The sequence below is a fragment of the Rhodococcus sp. SJ-2 genome (assembly GCF_053750035.1).
Map to the genome: position 1 here is coordinate 4320639 of NZ_CM132340.1, position 16431 is coordinate 4337069.

The 16431-nt window shown below is 65.7% G+C and carries 14 protein-coding genes and 1 tRNA gene; 10 read left to right on the top strand and 5 right to left on the bottom strand.

All coding sequences use genetic code 11. The features are described from left to right. Window positions 1-58: 58 nt before the first annotated feature. From gdhA to ACSYG9_RS20270, 3 genes are all read right to left on the bottom strand, one after another. A complete protein-coding gene (gene gdhA, locus ACSYG9_RS20260; protein ID WP_440127737.1) occupies window positions 59-1402 on the bottom strand; it encodes an NADP-specific glutamate dehydrogenase in 1344 nt (447 codons plus the stop codon). A 330-nt stretch (window positions 1403-1732) separates the two neighbouring features. Next, window positions 1733-1806: transfer RNA gene (locus ACSYG9_RS20265), tRNA-Arg, on the bottom strand. A gap of 49 nt (window positions 1807-1855) precedes the next feature. Continuing rightward, complete coding sequence (locus ACSYG9_RS20270; RefSeq protein ID WP_440124192.1) at window positions 1856-2548, bottom strand: VTT domain-containing protein; 693 nt, start codon at window positions 2546-2548, stop codon at window positions 1856-1858. Between the two features lie 294 nt (window positions 2549-2842). Between ACSYG9_RS20270 and ACSYG9_RS20275 the strand changes: the two genes are divergently transcribed. Genes ACSYG9_RS20275 through ACSYG9_RS20300 form a run of 6 tightly spaced genes read left to right on the top strand, consistent with a single transcriptional unit; the run spans window position 2843 to window position 9668 of the window. Beyond that, window positions 2843-3733 (top strand): FAD binding domain-containing protein, encoded by an 891-nt coding sequence (locus ACSYG9_RS20275; protein ID WP_440124193.1) that lies wholly within the window; start codon window positions 2843-2845, stop codon window positions 3731-3733. Continuing rightward, on the top strand, window positions 3730-4230 hold the full coding sequence (locus tag ACSYG9_RS20280; protein ID WP_440124194.1) for a 2Fe-2S iron-sulfur cluster-binding protein: 501 nt from the start codon (window positions 3730-3732) through the stop codon (window positions 4228-4230). Before ACSYG9_RS20275 ends, ACSYG9_RS20280 begins: the two co-directional genes overlap by 4 nt. Further along, on the top strand, window positions 4227-6623 hold the full coding sequence (locus tag ACSYG9_RS20285; protein WP_440124195.1) for an aerobic carbon-monoxide dehydrogenase large subunit: 2397 nt from the start codon (window positions 4227-4229) through the stop codon (window positions 6621-6623). Before ACSYG9_RS20280 ends, ACSYG9_RS20285 begins: the two co-directional genes overlap by 4 nt. Before the next feature lie 32 nt (window positions 6624-6655). Then, on the top strand, window positions 6656-7537 hold the full coding sequence (locus tag ACSYG9_RS20290; RefSeq protein WP_440124196.1) for an XdhC family protein: 882 nt from the start codon (window positions 6656-6658) through the stop codon (window positions 7535-7537). After that, window positions 7534-8433 carry an AAA family ATPase gene (locus ACSYG9_RS20295; protein ID WP_440124197.1) on the top strand — a complete coding sequence of 300 codons (900 nt, stop codon included), beginning with the start codon at window positions 7534-7536 and terminating at the stop codon, window positions 8431-8433. The genes ACSYG9_RS20290 and ACSYG9_RS20295 overlap by 4 nt, the downstream gene beginning before the upstream one ends. Next, the gene (locus ACSYG9_RS20300; RefSeq protein WP_440124198.1) at window positions 8430-9668 is read left to right on the top strand and encodes a VWA domain-containing protein; all 1239 of its coding nucleotides are present in this window, start codon (window positions 8430-8432) and stop codon (window positions 9666-9668) included. Before ACSYG9_RS20295 ends, ACSYG9_RS20300 begins: the two co-directional genes overlap by 4 nt. 18 nt (window positions 9669-9686) lie before the next feature. Here ACSYG9_RS20300 and ACSYG9_RS20305 read toward each other — a convergent pair whose 3' ends face one another. Continuing rightward, window positions 9687-10163 (bottom strand): hypothetical protein, encoded by a 477-nt coding sequence (locus ACSYG9_RS20305; RefSeq protein ID WP_440124199.1) that lies wholly within the window; start codon window positions 10161-10163, stop codon window positions 9687-9689. A 103-nt stretch (window positions 10164-10266) separates the two neighbouring features. On the opposite strand from ACSYG9_RS20305, the gene ACSYG9_RS20310 reads away from it, so the two are divergent. Genes ACSYG9_RS20310 through ACSYG9_RS20320 form a run of 3 tightly spaced genes read left to right on the top strand, consistent with a single transcriptional unit; the run spans window position 10267 to window position 14313 of the window. Next, a complete protein-coding gene (locus ACSYG9_RS20310; protein WP_440124200.1) occupies window positions 10267-11532 on the top strand; it encodes a histidine kinase in 1266 nt (421 codons plus the stop codon). Next, entirely contained in the window at window positions 11529-12248 is a 720-nt protein-coding gene (locus tag ACSYG9_RS20315; RefSeq protein ID WP_440124201.1) for a response regulator, read from the top strand. Before ACSYG9_RS20310 ends, ACSYG9_RS20315 begins: the two co-directional genes overlap by 4 nt. A gap of 31 nt (window positions 12249-12279) precedes the next feature. Beyond that, window positions 12280-14313 carry a cytochrome c oxidase assembly protein gene (locus tag ACSYG9_RS20320; protein WP_440124202.1) on the top strand — a complete coding sequence of 678 codons (2034 nt, stop codon included), beginning with the start codon at window positions 12280-12282 and terminating at the stop codon, window positions 14311-14313. Between the two features lie 3 nt (window positions 14314-14316). On the opposite strand, the gene ACSYG9_RS20325 is transcribed toward ACSYG9_RS20320, so the two are convergent. Then, entirely contained in the window at window positions 14317-15153 is an 837-nt protein-coding gene (locus ACSYG9_RS20325) for a tryptophan-rich sensory protein (protein WP_440124203.1), read from the bottom strand. A 162-nt stretch (window positions 15154-15315) separates the two neighbouring features. Between ACSYG9_RS20325 and ACSYG9_RS20330 the strand changes: the two genes are divergently transcribed. Then, window positions 15316-16416 carry a lipase family protein gene (locus tag ACSYG9_RS20330; protein WP_440127738.1) on the top strand — a complete coding sequence of 367 codons (1101 nt, stop codon included), beginning with the start codon at window positions 15316-15318 and terminating at the stop codon, window positions 16414-16416. Window positions 16417-16431: the final 15 nt, after the last annotated feature.

The window sequence follows — 16431 nt, forward strand, 5'->3', positions numbered from 1 at the left end:
GCAGCCCTGGTGGACGACCACCAGGGCTGCGAGCTCTACATCAGGTCTGCGATCTTCGTCAGATGACGCCGAGCGCGAACATCGCGTCGGCCACCTTCACGAAGCCGGCGATGTTGGCGCCGTGCACGTAGTCGCCCGGCTTGCCGTACTCGGCGGCGGTCTCGATGCAACGACCGTGGATGTCGGCCATGATGCCTGCGAGACGCTCATCGGTGTAGTCGAAGTGCCACGAATCGCGCGATGCGTTCTGCTGCATTTCCAGCGCGGAGGTGGCGACGCCACCTGCGTTGGCTGCCTTGCCAGGAGCGAAGCGGACACCCGCCTCACGGAACACGGAGATACCACCCGGCGTGGTCGGCATGTTCGCGCCCTCGGCGACAACCTTGACACCGTTCTTGACGAGGGTCTTGGCGGCATCCTCGTCGAGTTCGTTCTGGGTGGCACAGGGGAGTGCGACATCGCACGGCACGGTCCAGATGTTGCCATCGGCGAAGAACTCGGCGTCGGTGCGCTCGTCCGCGTACTCGCAGATACGACCGCGACGAACTTCCTTGATCTCCCTCAGCAGCGCACAGTCGATGCCGTTCTTGTCGTAGATGTAACCGGACGAGTCCGAGCACGCGACGACCTTGCCGCCGAGCTGATGGATCTTCTCGATCGCGTAGATCGCGACGTTGCCCGAGCCCGACACCACAGCGGTCGACCCCTCGAGCGAGTAGCCACGCGCCTTGGCCATCTCGGCCACGAAGTACGCGACGCCGTAGCCGGTGGCTTCCTTGCGGACCTGTGATCCGCCCCAGGTGAGGCCCTTGCCGGTGAGGACACCCGATTCGTACGAGTTCGTCAGACGCTTGTACTGACCGAACAGGTAGCCGATCTCGCGGCCACCGACGCCGATATCGCCTGCGGGAACGTCGGTGTACTCACCGATGTGGCGGTGCAGCTCGGTCATGAACGACTGGCAGAAGCGCATGATCTCCTGCTCGGAGCGACCCTTGGGATCGAAGTCCGAGCCGCCCTTGCCGCCGCCGATGGGCAGGCCGGTGAGCGCGTTCTTGAAGATCTGCTCGAAGCCGAGGAACTTGACGATGCCGAGGTTGACGCTCGGGTGGAAGCGCAGTCCGCCCTTGTAGGGACCGAGCACGCTGTTGTACTGCACGCGGAAGCCGCGGTTGACGTGCACCTGGCCGTCGTCGTCGATCCACGGCACGCGGAAGATGATCTGGCGCTCAGGTTCGCAGAGACGCTCGATGAGCCCGGAATCGAAGTAGGACGGGTGCCGTTCCAGTACGACGTGCAGAGACTCGAACACCTCGGCCGCAGCCTGATGGAACTCGGGTTCACCCGCGTTACGGGCCTTGACCTGTTCGTAGATCTCTTCGATGCGGTCCGAGGTCGACACGCCCACCTACCTGACTGTGAGAAGACTGTTACACCGTATTTACGTCGTGAACTATAGGGGCCGATCAATACTGTCTGGTAATCCGGTCTGCTTGTGCGAGAAGGAACACAGCTGTCGAGGATCGTGGAAATGAGCGTCGGTGAGGCGCATGGGGCGCATGTTCTCGATCGCGGCGGGTGCTCGAGCAGCACGTAGGAGTCTACCGGCGCGCCCGATGAACGTCCGGATACTTCGAAGTGATGCATGGCCGTGACCAGTGCGTACGGCGCGATCCAGGGTGTCTTGCCCGTCCGGGCGAATCCGGCCTGGTCGGGGTGCTTGCGATGTGGGTGCCCCCGGCAGGACTCGAACCTGCGACCTAGAGATTAGAAGGCTCTTGCTCTATCCAGCTGAGCTACGGGGGCGCGGCCAGAATCTTAACGGGGCCGCGGTGTCGGGTGCAGGCAGGGTCGACTACAGGGTGCGGGTGGGTCCCGGTTCTCCGGAATCCCCGACGTCGCCGGTCTCGCTGGCGTCGTGAAACGGCGCCGCGTCGTCGTCGCTCGCATCTGCCTTGCTGCTCTGCAGCCTTTGCATCACGTGGTCGACCCCGATGCCGAGCAGTACCGCGACGCAGATCGAGACCGCCGCGCCGAGGAGCGGTTGCTCGTGGAAGAAGCCGCCCACGAGTCGACCCATCATCGACGAGTACACCGCCCAGGTGATTCCTCCGATGATGGTCAGCGGCACGAATTTCTTGCGTGGGTAGCGCGTCGCGCCTGCGGTCATGTTCACCGCGATCCGGCCGATCGGGACGTACCGAGCCGTGATGATGATCGCGGCGCCGCGCTTGTCGAGGCCCTTGCGTGCCCAGGCGAACGCTGCTCGGGCTCTGGGTTTGCGCATCCACCCGAACCTCTCGGTGCCGACCTTCCGTCCGATCGTGTAAGCGATGTTGTCGCCGACGATTGCGCCCAGTGCTGCGAGAGGAATGACCGCCCACAAATAGGGCTTGCCCGTGGAACCCGAGAGTGACGCGAGGGTGACCAGGATGGTCTCGCTCGGCACCGGAGGGAAGAAACCGTCGATGATGCAGACGAAGAACAAGAGTGGATAGACCCACAGGGCTGCTGCCTGGCCGATGATGAATTCGTTGATCACGTCCATGGGGGGCGGTGATACTCCTGTCGGGTCACGGAGGTTACTGCTTCTACGGTATTCGCAGTCGTGTGTGAGCACATCAGGGTGAGTCCCGATCTCTGTCCCGGCTCGGTCGGTGGCTTCGGACGCTCTCGGGGAGTGGCCGTTCTGGTTCTTCGTCGGGACTGCACGAAAGTGAGTCGTAAAAGTCCGATTTCGGCTCTGAAATGCCACGTCGGCGCTACCCTGGGCATCACGGGGGAGATGGCGTACACATCGCATGTTCGATGTGGCGGGGTTCACACCAGTGGGGAGTGAAACATGCAGGTTCCGGGCCCATTCGACTACGAGCGCGCTACCGGCGTCGAGCACGCGATAGCGCTGCTGGACCGGTTGGGTGAGGAGTCCCGAGTCATCGCGGGCGGGCACAGCCTCCTGCCGATGATGAAGCTCAGGCTCGCCGATCCACAGCATCTGATCGACATCAACGATCTCGGCGGCGAGCTCGATTATGTGGAGATCGAGCCCGACGTGGTCCGGATCGGCGCGCTCACCCGTCATCGCACGCTGCTCGAGTCCGACGACCTTGCCGAGGTCTTCCCGATCTTCCGGGACGCCGAGAAGGTCATCGCCGATCCGGTGGTGCGCAACCGCGGCACGATCGGCGGCTCGCTGTGTCAGGCCGACCCTGCCGAGGATCTGTCCACGGTGTGCTCGGTGTCCGACGCCAGGTGTGTCCTCCGCGGCCCGTCGGGAGTGCGTGAGTTGCCGTTCGCAGAGTTCCATCTCGGCCCATATGAAACAGCGGTGGCTCCGAACGAGCTTCTCGTCGAGATCCGCTTGCCACGTAAGGGGCCCTGCTCGAGCGCCTACGCGAAGGTGGAGCGTCGCGCAGGCGACTGGGCCGTCGCTGCGGTCGGCGCTGCGGTGTGGATGGCCGATGGCGTGTTCTCCGACGTCCGCATCGGACTCACGGCAGTCCGCGCCGATGACGACGCCCTCGCTGCGATCGGAGATCTGCTTCGCGGCAGGGCCCCGGCGGAAGAGCTTTTCCGTGACGCCGGAGCACTTGCATCGTCTGCCTGCTCGCCGGAATCCGACCAGCGTGGCACCGCCGAATACAAGCGGCACCTCGCCTCGGAGCTGACCGTACGGACACTGCGCCGTGCGGCCGAACGACTCGACTTGTTCGAAGGGAATCGACGTCGATGAGAATCTCGATGACCGTCAATGGTGAAGACGTCGAGGCCGACGTCGAACCACGCACGCTGCTCGTGCATTTCCTCCGCGACCATCTGGGGCTGACCGGAACCCACTGGGGCTGTGACACCAGCAATTGCGGGACGTGTGTCGTTGCTGTGGACGGTGAGCCCGTCAAGTCGTGCACGACGCTCGCTGTGATGGCTTCCGGCCACGAGGTCGGGACTGTCGAAGGCCTCGAGCAGGACGGAATTCTCGACCCGGTGCAGGAGGGATTCATGCAGTGTCATGGACTCCAATGCGGCTTCTGCACGCCGGGCATGATGATCACTGCCCGTGCGTTGCTCGACCGCGACCCCGACCCGGACGAAGCCACGATCCGCAAGGCGATCTCCGGACAGATCTGCCGGTGCACCGGCTACACCACGATCGTGCGCTCGGTGCGATGGGCGGCCGAGCACACAGCCCAGGATGCTCACTCGTCACAGAACGCGGGGGCCACCTCATGACCACCGTCGATCCCGGCTTCGAAGCCCCGGTGACAGAGGACAACGACCACAAGCCCTGCGGGCACGGCCGCATGCTCCGCAAGGAGGACCCCCGGTTCATCCGGGGCCAGGGACACTACGTCGACGATGTCCAGCTGCCGGGCATGCTGCATCTCGCGGTGTTGCGCTCTCCGGTCGCGCATGCCCGGATCACCGGGATCGACACTGCCGCGGCATTGGCGCATCCGTTGGTCAAGGCTGTCATCACCGGCGCCGACCTCGCAGAGAAGGGCCTGGCGTGGATGCCGACCCTGTCGAACGACGTCCAGGCGGTCCTCGCCACCGACAAGGTGCGGTTCCACGGACAGGAAGTTGCGTTCGTCGTCGCCGAGGACCGCTACTCGGCCCGCGATGCGCTCGAGCTCATCGATGTCGACTACGACATCCTCGATCCGGTCGTCGATGTCCGCACTGCTCTCTCGCCCGATGTGCCCGTCATCCGGGACGACCTCGACGGCAAGACCGACAACCACTGCTTCGACTGGGAAGCCGGCGATGCTGCAGCGACCGATGCGGTGTTCGCGCGAGCCGACGTCATCACCCGTCAGGAGATCGTCTACCCGCGAGTGCATCCTGCGCCGATGGAGACCTGCGGTGCCGTAGCCGACTACAACCGGGTCACCGGAAAGCTGACGCTCTGGTCGACATCCCAGGCACCGCATGCCCATCGCACGCTGTATGCGCTGGTCGCCGGCCTGCCCGAACACAAGATTCAGGTGATCTCACCCGACATCGGCGGTGGTTTCGGCAACAAGGTGCCGATCTACCCCGGTTACGTGGGTGCGATCGTCGCATCACTGATCCTGGGCAAGCCCGTCAAGTGGATGGAGGATCGCAGCGAGAACCTGATGAGTACGGGCTTCGCGCGTGACTACATCATGGTCGGCGAGATCGCGGCGACCGAGGAAGGCAGGATCCTTGCGATCCGTTCGCGGGTCCTCGCTGATCACGGCGCCTTCAATGCCACCGCCGCGCCAGTGAAGTATCCGGCCGGGTTCTTCGGCGTGTTCACCGGAAGCTACGACATCGACGCGGCCTACTGCCACATGACGGCCGTCTACACGAACAAGGCGCCCGGCGGGGTCGCGTACGCGTGTTCGTTCCGGATCACTGAGGCCGTGTACTTCGTCGAACGACTCGTCGACTGCCTCGCATTCGACCTCGGGATGGATCCGGCGGAGCTACGGCTGAAGAACCTGCTGCGGCCCGACCAGTTCCCGTACACCAGCAAGACCGGCTGGAAGTACGACTCGGGCGACTACGAGACAACGATGCGCAAGGCCATGGACATGATCGGCTACGAGGACCTGCGGCGCGAACAGGCAGAGCGGCGTTCCCGCGGCGAACTCATGGGTATCGGCATGGCGTTCTTCACCGAAGCAGTCGGCGCCGGCCCCCGCAAGGACATGGACATCCTCGGACTAGGCATGGCCGACGGCTGCGAACTGCGTGTCCACCCCACCGGTAAAGCAGTGGTGCGGCTGTCGGTACAGAGCCAGGGGCAGGGACACGAGACCACCTTCGCGCAGATCGTCGCTGAGGAGATCGGCATCCCTCCCGAGGACATCGATGTCGTTCACGGAGACACCGACAACACCCCGTTCGGTCTCGGCACCTACGGAAGCCGATCCACCCCGGTATCGGGTGCGGCCGCCGCCCTCGTCGCCCGCAAGGTACGAGACAAGGCGAAGATCATCGCATCGGGCATGCTCGAGGTTTCCGTCGCCGACCTGGAGTGGGAGAAAGGCTCGTTCCACGTCAAGGGTGACCCGTCCGCGGCCGTGACGATCCAGGACATCGCGATGCGTGCGCACGGTGCCGGCGATCTCCCCGAAGGGCTCGAGGGTGGTCTCGAAGCCCAGATCTGTTACAACCCGGAGAATCTCACCTATCCATACGGTGCATACTTCTGCGTCGTCGACATCGATCCCGGCACGGCCGAGGTGACGGTCCGTCGATTCCTCGCGGTCGACGACTGCGGCACCCGGATCAACCCGATGATCATCGAGGGCCAGGTGCACGGCGGCATCGTCGACGGCATCGGAATGGCCCTCATGGAGATGATCGCGTTCGACGAGAACGGCACGTGCCTCGGTGGCTCGTTCATGGACTATCTGATCCCCACTGCGCTCGAGGTCCCGGCACTGGAGACCGGGCACACCGTCACCCCGTCGCCGCACCATCCGATCGGTGCGAAGGGAATCGGTGAATCCGCGACGGTCGGTTCGCCGCCCGCCATCGTCAACGCGGTGCTGGATGCGTTGAAGCCGCTCGGGATCAGGCACGCAGACATGCCCCTGACCCCGTCGCGGGTGTGGGAAGCGATGCAGGGGCGGGCGGCACCCCCGATCTGATGAACCGTCCGGGAGCGAGAGGAGAAGCGGGCATGGATCTGAGCATCCGTGAGACACAGTTGCACGAGAAACGGCTCCCGTTCGTTCGGGCGACCGTGGTGCGGGCGCAGCCACCGACCTCGGCGCACTCCGGCGATTGCGCGCTCGTTCTCCTAGACGGCACGATCGAAGGATTCGTGGGCGGGCAGTGCACCGAGTCGTCGGTGCGTGCCGCCGCTCAGCAGGTGCTCGACCGAGGCGAAAGCCTGCTTCTGCGGGTAGTGCCCGCCGAATCGGAAGGATTTCCCGAGACGCCGGGTGCGACGATTGCGGTCAACCCCTGCATGTCGGGCGGGGCGATGGAGATCTTCCTCGAGCCGCAGCTGCCGCCCACGCTGGTCGCCGTGTCCGGCACATCTCCGGTGGCGCAGGCGGTTGAGGACTTCGCCCGCCGGGTCGGGTACACGGTCGAAGCGATACACCAATCCTTCGTTCCGCCGGGCGCGTCGGTCGTGATCCTTGCGATGCACGGCGGCGACGAAGCAGGTGTGATCCGCAGCGCGCTCGATGTCGGCGCCGGGTACATCGGACTCGTCGCAAGCCGGACACGCGGTGCCGCCGTCCTCGACGAGCTCGAGCTGACCTCCGATGAACGCGCCCGGATCCATACCCCCGCGGGACTCGATGTCGGGGCGCGCACCGCCGCGGAGATAGGGCTGTCCATCGTCACCGACATCGTGCGGGTGGTGCGTAGCGGCGAACTCGGCCGGGTGCCGCGTACGGTTCGTTCGGCGACACGGACCTCAGTCGACCCGGTGTGCGGGATGACGGTGACGGTGACGGACTCGACGCCACACCTCGTCGTCGCAGACACCGACGTGTGGTTCTGCTGCCCCGGTTGCCGACGCGCCTACCAGAAGGAACACGCAGCGTGACCGACCCGACCCGACCTGGGGCCTTCGACGACGTCGGCGATGTCGTCGCACGATTCGATGCTCGTGACCATCTCCTCGACGAGGGCACTGCGAGCGCGATGTATCTGGCGGTCGAACTTGGCCGGCCGCTGCTTCTCGAGGGGGAACCCGGTGTCGGCAAGACCACGGCGGCGAAGGTGCTCGCAGAGATCCTGGGGAGTCCACTGATCCGATTGCAGTGCTACGAGGGACTGTCGATCTCGGAAGCGTTGTACGACTGGAACTATCGACGTCAAATGCTTGCGATTCGGCTTGCCGAAGCGCACGGGACCACGCCGACGGAAGACGATCTGTACACCGAGGAATACTTGCTCGAGCGCCCGATCCTGCAGTGCGTCAGACATCGAGGTGACGCTCCGGCTGTTCTGCTCGTAGACGAGATCGACCGTGCCGACGACGAATTCGAGGCTCTCCTGCTCGAGTTCCTCGGTGAATTCACCGTCACCGTACCGGAACTGGGAACACTCACTGCTGCACAGCGACCGGTGGTGGTGCTGACGTCCAACCGCAGTCGCGATCTGCACGACGCGTTGCGGAGGCGCTGCCTGTATCACTGGATCGACTATCCGGACCGTGAGCGTGCCGTCGCGATTCTGCGGCGCACAGTCCCGGAGGCCAGTGCAGCGCTGATCGAGCGGGCCACCGATTTCGTTGCGACCGTGCGCGCACTCGACCTGGACAAGGCACCCGGCATCGCGGAGACCATCGACTGGGTGTCCGCGCTCTCGGCTCTCGGTGTCTCGGATCTGGCGCGTCCCGGCGCCGGTGTGTCGTTGGCGGCGCTCGCCAAGACCCCCGACGATCGCGACGTCGTGGTGGAGGCGTTCACCGACTTCTTGGTGGCCGGCGCACCGTGACCGCTTTTCTCCTCCCGGGTATCGATCTGGCGGCATTCGCGGTGGGGCTCGCCGATCGGCTTCGCCGATCCGGCATCCCCGTCACGGTCGATGGTGCCGCGACTCTCACGCGTGCGCTGCGTCTGCAACCTCCGCGTACTCGTTCGCAGCTGTACTGGACAGCGCGGCTCACCCTCGTGGATCGACGCGACAACCTCGAGAGGTTCGACGCCGTGTTCGCGGCGGTGTTCGATCACGGTGTCGTGCCGCTGGATCCGCACGCTCGCCGTGCGGGACTCCACGAGGGCGGGCACGATCGGCCGCCGACGAGTTCGTCGTCCATCGTCGGTGGACGCGCCGACGGGGGTGGCGATGTGCCGTGGGTGACTCGCACTGTGACCGGCGCCTTGGGGGAGAGGCCGTCGCGGGACGGTACCAGGCCCGGAGACCGGATCCCCAGTGCGCTCGTCGTGCGCGCTGATCAGCGGTTTTCCGACCTCGACCCCGCTCGCGTCGCTGAGATCACCTCGTGGCTCGAGCACGCTGCGGTGACGTGGCCGACCCGGGTCGGACGCCGCCGCGAATCGCATCACAGCGGACGACTCGAGCTGCGCGCGACCATCGCGGCGTCACGACACACGGGGTACGAGCCGGTACGGCTCGTTCGTGCCCGGTCTGCGCGGCGTCGCAGAAGACTTGTGTTGTTCTGCGACGTCAGCCGCTCGATGCGCGTCTACGCCGATATCTATCTACACCTCATGCGCGTCGTCGTGCGCACTGTCGACGCCGAGGTCTTCGCGTTCTCGACCACAGCGACCCGGTTGACACCGACGTTGAAGAACCGATCCGTCGAGCAGGTGATCGACGCCCTCAACGACCGCGTCGATACGCGTTTCGGCGGGACCCGCATCGCGGGATCGCTGTCCTCCGTCCTCCGCTCACATCGTGGCCACGTGCTGCGCGGCGCGATCGTCGTGATCGCGTCGGATGGGTGGGACAGCGACGATCCCGACGACCTGGCGCACGTGATGAGACAGATCCGTCGCCGCGCGCACCGGGTGGTGTGGCTCAACCCGCGTGCGGGTCTGCGCGATTTCACCCCGGCAACAGGGTCGATGACTGCGGCCCTGCCGCACTGCGACGCGCTGCTACCTGCAGACACTCTAACTGCCCTGCACGACGCGATCGATGTCGTCGCCGGTGCGCAGTTCGCGAGACTCCGGACATCGCCGTTCGAGCGGATTGCGGTGTCGTAGGCGTCGCTGCGCTCGGTCTCACCTCCACGCGTAGTTACCTGCCCACAGGCTTGCCGTGGTCATGGGTGCCGCCGGTGCTTTCACCGCTGCCGCCCGTTCGCAGAGTCTGCGGAGTACGCCGTGTGTGCGCGTTGTGTTGTGCTCGATTGCCTTGTGGGCATCGATCATTGCGACCTCACCGCGTCGAACATTTCGCAACGCCGGTGACATGCGAGTGCCTGCGTCGAGGACTGCTCGAACCATCGGCATATCGTCTGCCAGCCGGACGTATGCCGCGTCCAGCGATGTGCCGTCCTCGAGCGCTTGATCGAGGCGGACGGCGAGGTGCGTGGTCCAATGACGCTGCAAGGTGAGCAGGACGTTGTCTCCGGATCCGAAAAGCTCCATCGCGCGGGGGATCTCATCGAACCGGAGCGACGCGTCGAGATCTCGTTGTGCTCGGGTGAGCACGTCATCGAGTACAGCCTGCCGTGCTCTGTATGTTTCCCAGGACATCCCCGTCAACCCCCTGAATCGGTACGTTCGCTGCTTTCGAGGAAACGCTACGGAGATCCGGCCCCTGTTTCGTCGTGCCACCGTCGAGTCTTTCTCTCCTACCGTGGGTGGAGAAGGAATCCGCTCCGGGAACGACGCCGAAGCGGATTTCTCCGCCTACGCTGATCGTGTGGAATTGATGGCGTACCTCCGTCGTCGTATTGCGTCGAGCGGCTACGACTATCCGGTCGGTGTGATGCTGTTCGGCCACATCGGGTTGGTCGTCGTCGCCGGTATCGCGGTGGCGCAGCGTGACGGGATCGTGCCGCCGGGGTGGGTGCTCCTGTTCGGGCTGATCGCCGCGACAGCACCGATCCTGGGTGACGCGATCGAACCGGATTCGATGCTCGTGCGACTACTCATGGGACTCGTGGTGCTGGCGGCGACCTCGTTGCTGCTCGTGCAGCCACCGGACACGGCCTTCGATTTCGCCCCACTCGTTCTCGTGTTGATGGTCGGTGAGATCGCGGCCATGACGCCCTTCTCGATCAGCGTCGGGGCGTTGGCCGCGGCCGCAGCAACGCTCTCGGCGTTCGCGTTCGCCGGTCATCTGGAGGGCGTGCTGTACTACCTCGGCGGCGTCGTGCTCGGGTGGATCGTCGGGCGCCTGCTCCTCACCCAGTTGCGCCTTCTGCACCAGGAGCGCGCCTCGCAAGCGATCCAGGCCGAACAGGCCGCGACCTCCGAGCGCCAACGCATCGCCCGCGAGGTCCACGACGTCGTGGCGCACTCGTTGAGTGTCACGCTGCTGCATCTGACGGCTGCTCGTCGCGCGCTGGAGCAGGACCGCGACATCGACGAGGCCGTCGATGCCCTGACCGACGCAGAAAGATTGGGGCGCGAAGCGATGGCCGACATCCGGCGCACAGTGGGTCTTCTCGATGCGGGGCCCTCGGGTACCCGGCCGGAACCGACGATCGGGGACATCCCCGAATTGATCGACGACTTCCGTCGTGCGGGTCTTCCCGTGACATTCGAGATGTCGGGAGACGTGGACGGGGCCCCCGGCGCCATCGGCCACGGCATCTACCGCATCTGCCAGGAATCGCTGGCCAACATCGTCAAACATGCCCCCGCCGCGAAGACGGACGTGCGGCTCGAGATCGGAGCACAGGTGCTGACTCTGCAGATCCACAACGGCCTCCGTACCCCGGCGATGCCCCCGAGCGGTGAGGTGGGCTCGGGGCTGCGCGGCATGCGGCAGCGCGCGGCGCTGCTCGGCGGTCAACTGCGCGCCGGCCCGGACGGCGGAGGGTGGTCTGTACACGCTCGTGTCCCGCTCGCGGCAGATTCGTGCCCGATCGTGCGCCGTATCCCGGGGCTGACGTGACCGCCCCGGAGATCGGGGTGCTCCTCGTCGACGACCAAGAACTCGTACGGTCCGGCCTGCGACGCATCCTCCGTCGCAAGGACGGCTTCGTGATCGTCGCCGAGTGCGGCGACGGCGCCGAGGTACCCTCGGCCGTGGTCGAACACAACCCCGACGTCGTCGTCATGGACATCAGAATGAAGAACGTCGACGGAATCCAGGCGACCCGTGCGCTTCGATACCTCGAGACCTCACCGCCGGTGCTCGTGCTCACGACGTTCGACGACGACGAACTGCTGTCCGGCGCCCTGCGTGCGGGCGCGGAGGGCTTCATCCTCAAGGACTCACCGGCCGAGGATCTCATCCGCGCGGTTCGGAGGGTCGCGTCGGGTGACGGCTTCCTCGACCCCACGGTGACCGGTCGTGTGCTCTCCACCTATCGCACCGCCGCACAGCCCACGGGGAACGGCAGCCCGGGGCTCGACGAGCTGACCGCTCGCGAAGTCGATGTGCTCGCACTCATCGGGCGCGGATTCAGTAACGCGGAGATTGCGCAGGAACTCGGTATCGCCGGTGTGACGGTGAAGAGTCACGTGGGCCACATCTTCGTCAAACTCGATCTCCGCGACCGCGCCGCCGCCATCGTGTATGCCTTCGATCACGGTGTCGTCACCCCGGGGAATCGCGTCGTGAGTGAGCATCGCCGGGTGACACGAGTCTCCGACGGGGCGTCGTAGCCGGGTTCAGCGAGGTCCTACCCTGGTAGGTATGGCAACACCGGATCTCGAGCAGGAGGCGCCGCAGCCCGCGCCGACCTCTGCGCGCAGCAACACCTCGGCGCTGTTCGTCCTTTTCGGCATCGTCGCGGCGATCGTCGCGGCGATCGTCGTGGGTCTGTCGGCAGCGCAGGCGCTGGTCCTGCTCGGCATTCCCGACCCCGGTCCGCTCACCACCTACGGCCTGCCGATGGTACGTGCGGTGTCGGAGATCGCGACGGTTCTGACCATCGGATCGTTGTTCTTCGCCGCGTTCCTCGTGCCTCCGCAGGCGAACGGGGTCCTCGACGTCGGCGGATATCGCGCGGTGCGGACCGCTGGCGTATCCGCGATGGTGTGGGCCGTCACAGCCGCGCTGATGGTTCCGTTGACACTGTCGGACACCTCGGGCCAACCGCTTGCCGAGGCGATCCGGCCTGAGAACTTGTTCTCGGCGCTCGGCCAGGTCGAGACGTCCCTCGCATGGGCCTGGACCACGGTGCTTGCGTTGATCACTGCGATCCTGATCCGGCTCGCCCTGCGCTGGTCGTGGACTCCGTATCTGCTGCTGCTCTCGCTCGTGACGTTGATGCCGATCGCATTGACGGGACACTCGTCCACCGGCGGCTCCCACGATATGGCCACGAACAGCCTGGTATTGCATCTGGTGGCTGCGTCGGTATGGGCAGGCGGGCTGTTCGCGGTGCTCGCCCACGCCTGGCGCAGAGGTGACCACTCCGACCTGGCTGCCCGGAGATTCTCGTTCGTGGCGTCCATCGCGTTCGTGGTCATGGCGATCAGCGGTGTGATCAATTCGGCGGTGCGGGTGCCGTTCGAGGATTTGTTCACCACTACGTACGGCAGGCTGGTGGTCGCGAAGACCGTGGCTCTGGTCGTGCTCGGCATCTTCGGCTGGGCGCAGCGACGGCGAGCGTTACCCGACCTCGAAGCCGATCCGACGAACCGCGGCGCGTTCGTGCGGTTCGCGGCGGTCGAGTCCCTCGTCCTCGCCGCGACCGTCGGCCTGGCGGTGGGACTCGGACGCACGCCCCCGCCCGCGCCCGCGGCACCACCCTCGGTACTCGAGGTGGAACTCGGCTACAACCTCAGCGAACCTCCCACGTTCATGAGCCTGTTCTTCGGTGAATGGCGTTTCGATCTGATCTTCGGCACGGCAGCGCTGGTGCTCGCGGCCGGTTACGCGATCGGGCTGTGGACGCTTCGCAAGCGCGGCGACACCTGGCCGATCGGTCGGTCCATCGCGTGGTTCGCGGGATGCTTCGTCCTGCTCGTGACGACCAGTTCCGGTGTCGGGATGTACTCGCCGGCCATGTTCAGTGTCCATATGGGCGCCCACATGGCGATGTCGATGCTCACTCCGGTGCTGCTTGCACTCGGCGGTGCGATGACGCTCGCGTTGCGTGCGTTCAAGCCCGCAGGGCGCGGTGCGCCTCCCGGTCCGCGCGAATGGATCCTCGAGTTTCTGCACAGCCCCCCGTCACGTTTCTTCACCCACCCGCTCGTCGCCTCCGTGATGTTCGTCGGCGGGTTCTATGCCCTGTACTTGGGCGGGATCTTCACCACGTTTGCCGACAGTCACACCGCGCACGTGCTGATGAACCTGCACTTCTTGTTGAGCGGCTACCTCTTCTACTGGGTAGTGATCGGGGTCGATCCGGCGCCACGCGATGTGCAGCCCGTGACGAAGCTGGCGATGGTGTTCGGGTCACTGCCGTTCCACGCGTTCTTCGGCGTGACGCTGATGAGCATGGGTTCGGTCATGGCCGAGCCCTATTATCGCGGGCTGGCCCTGCCGTGGAACGCCGATCTGTTCTCGGATCAGAAAGTTGGTGGCAGTATCGCGTGGTCGGCCGGGGAAATTCCGCTCGTACTCGTGATGATCGCGCTCCTGGTGCAGTGGTCGAACAGTGACGAACGCACGGCGCGTCGCGTGGACCGCGCCGCCGATCGCGACGACGATGCAGATCTGGCCGCGCACAATGCGATGTTCGCCGAACTGGCGCGACGGGACCGGGAGAACAGATAGCGGTCAGTCCGCTCGACGGCTGCGGGTCGAGAGTCGGACAGCCACCGCGGCAACCACTGCGACTGCCGCCGCGACCGACGCAGCCACCGCAGCGGGCGTCGAAACCAGCCCGCCCTCGCCGGTTCGGGCGATGGCGATCCAGATCAGGCCCCACGCTGTCGCTGCGGCTACGGCCAGTCGCCCGCGGCCTGCGAAAGCCACCAGCACCGACACCGCCGCGACCACACCGAGCACGATGACGGCCCATGCGTCGGCACCCCATCCGAACGGATCGAGGCCGTCGGAGTTCAGGGCGGCCGCCGTATTGGCGACGGTCGCAACCATGACCCAGCCCAGATACAGGAACATGGTGCCGTCGACGACCACCGCTTCCAACGTGCTCGCGGGTTCGGAGTGGCTCAGGCCGAGAAAGATGCGAACGAGTAGCGCGAGGAGCACCGCTATCACGACCACACTCACCCAGAGCAGGTCGAACTGGATCGCGAGAATCCACGCGGCGTTGAGAATCATCGACCCAGCGATCCACCATCCCAGGGTCCTCTGGCGGGAGTCGGCGTGGTGGGCCGGCAGTGCCTGCCACACGGCGAGCGCGAGAAGCCCGAGATAGATGAGCGTCCAGATCGAAAAGGCGGCGCCACCGGGGGCAACGGCTGTGGCGTCGGATCCCAGCGCGCCGCCTGCGGCCTCCGATACCGGTGTGCCTGCCACAGCGCCGGAGCCGAAGAATGACCCGGCCACGGCTACAACCGAGCTCACCGCCACCACGACGACACGGAGGTGATCAGTGCGGTGCAACCGATCTTCGGACGGTGTAGGTGTGATGGAAGGCGGCTGTGTCATACGCGCTGATTACCCACAACCCGAGGCCTCAATCGGGACGTGTTCACCGAAGCAGACGAACCGGCCTGTGTAGCACGTATTGTGCTCGGTGTGTCGAGCCGAAATAGGATGAGCGCACCTGCTGTGCGCCGGCGGGTGACACCGACCGTCACCGGCATCGTGATGTGTGTTCTACTCGCCGCCGCCGTGGTGGCTGCACCACCGGCTCACGCACAGGAAGCGCCCGGTGCCGTCGTCTCGGTGGAATCGCCGGCCGACGAACTGTCGGTGCCCGGTGCCTCGAGCATTCGGAAGATCACCTACCGGACGCAATGGCGTTCCGGGGCGGACACGGTCGGTACGGGTGTGCTGTTCTTACCGCCCGGTGAGGCACCCGAGGGTGGGTGGCCGACACTCGCGTGGGCGCATGGCACGACGGGACTGTCGGATTCCTGTGCCCCATCGCGTAACCCGCGCAGTGCCCGCGACACTGCTTACCTCGACCACTGGCTGGGGCAGGGCTACGCGGTGGTGGCAGCGGATTACCCCGGGCTGGGGAGTGAGGGACTGCACCGTTATCTGGACGGACAGAGCGCCGCGAACAGTATCGTCGACCTCGTTCGCGCCGCTCGCACAGCCGAGCCGAATGTGTCTGCCGAGTGGGTCGTGGTCGGACAGTCGCAGGGTGGCCACGCCGCGCTCCACACCGCGCACCTCGCGACCACCCGTGCGCCCGAACTCGACTTCCTCGGCACGGTGACCACCGGTGCACCGTCCAATCTTGAACTGGTCTTCCCTCTCGGTTTCCCCGGATTCCCCGATCTCGGTCTCGGTCTCGACGGCCTCACCACGTTCAGTGCCTACATCTTCGCCGGGCTCCGTGACGCGGACCCGGACCTGAACCTGGACAGCTATCTCACCGATACCGGTCGTGAGGTGCTCGCCGCGGCCGAGGACCTCTGCTACGACGAGTTGACCGAGCGCTACGCGGGCGTGGGCATCGGCGACCTGCTGACGAGACCGCTCTCCGACGACCGCTTCCGTGCCGCGTTCATCGACTACCTCGGTGTTCCCGTCACGAGATTCGACCGGCCGATGTTCCTCGCCCAGGGGCTACGCGACACGATGGTGCCGGCTCCGTTGTCGTTCAAGCTCGCCGCCGACCTGACCGCCGGGGGTGCAGCACCGCTGTTCCGGACCTACCCGACGGGGCATTCGGAGACGATGGCTGCGTCGCTGCCCGACACCACACCGTTCGTCGCGGACCTGTTCACCGCACCCTGACCTACGGCCTCGTGG

What these genes read in the sequence shown, in the direction of transcription:
- ACSYG9_RS20325 (WP_440124203.1), bottom strand. Translation starts at nt 15,153, where the DNA reads ATGACACAGCCGCCTTCCATCACACCTACACCGTCCGAAGATCGGTTG.
- ACSYG9_RS20305 (WP_440124199.1), bottom strand. Translation starts at nt 10,163, where the DNA reads ATGTCCTGGGAAACATACAGAGCACGGCAGGCTGTACTCGATGACGTG.
- ACSYG9_RS20280 (WP_440124194.1), top strand. Translation starts at nt 3,730, where the DNA reads ATGAGAATCTCGATGACCGTCAATGGTGAAGACGTCGAGGCCGACGTC.
- ACSYG9_RS20320 (WP_440124202.1), top strand. Translation starts at nt 12,280, where the DNA reads ATGGCAACACCGGATCTCGAGCAGGAGGCGCCGCAGCCCGCGCCGACC.
- ACSYG9_RS20270 (WP_440124192.1), bottom strand. Translation starts at nt 2,548, where the DNA reads ATGGACGTGATCAACGAATTCATCATCGGCCAGGCAGCAGCCCTGTGG.
- ACSYG9_RS20290 (WP_440124196.1), top strand. Translation starts at nt 6,656, where the DNA reads ATGGATCTGAGCATCCGTGAGACACAGTTGCACGAGAAACGGCTCCCG.
- ACSYG9_RS20330 (WP_440127738.1), top strand. Translation starts at nt 15,316, where the DNA reads ATGTGTGTTCTACTCGCCGCCGCCGTGGTGGCTGCACCACCGGCTCAC.
- ACSYG9_RS20285 (WP_440124195.1), top strand. Translation starts at nt 4,227, where the DNA reads ATGACCACCGTCGATCCCGGCTTCGAAGCCCCGGTGACAGAGGACAAC.
- ACSYG9_RS20275 (WP_440124193.1), top strand. Translation starts at nt 2,843, where the DNA reads ATGCAGGTTCCGGGCCCATTCGACTACGAGCGCGCTACCGGCGTCGAG.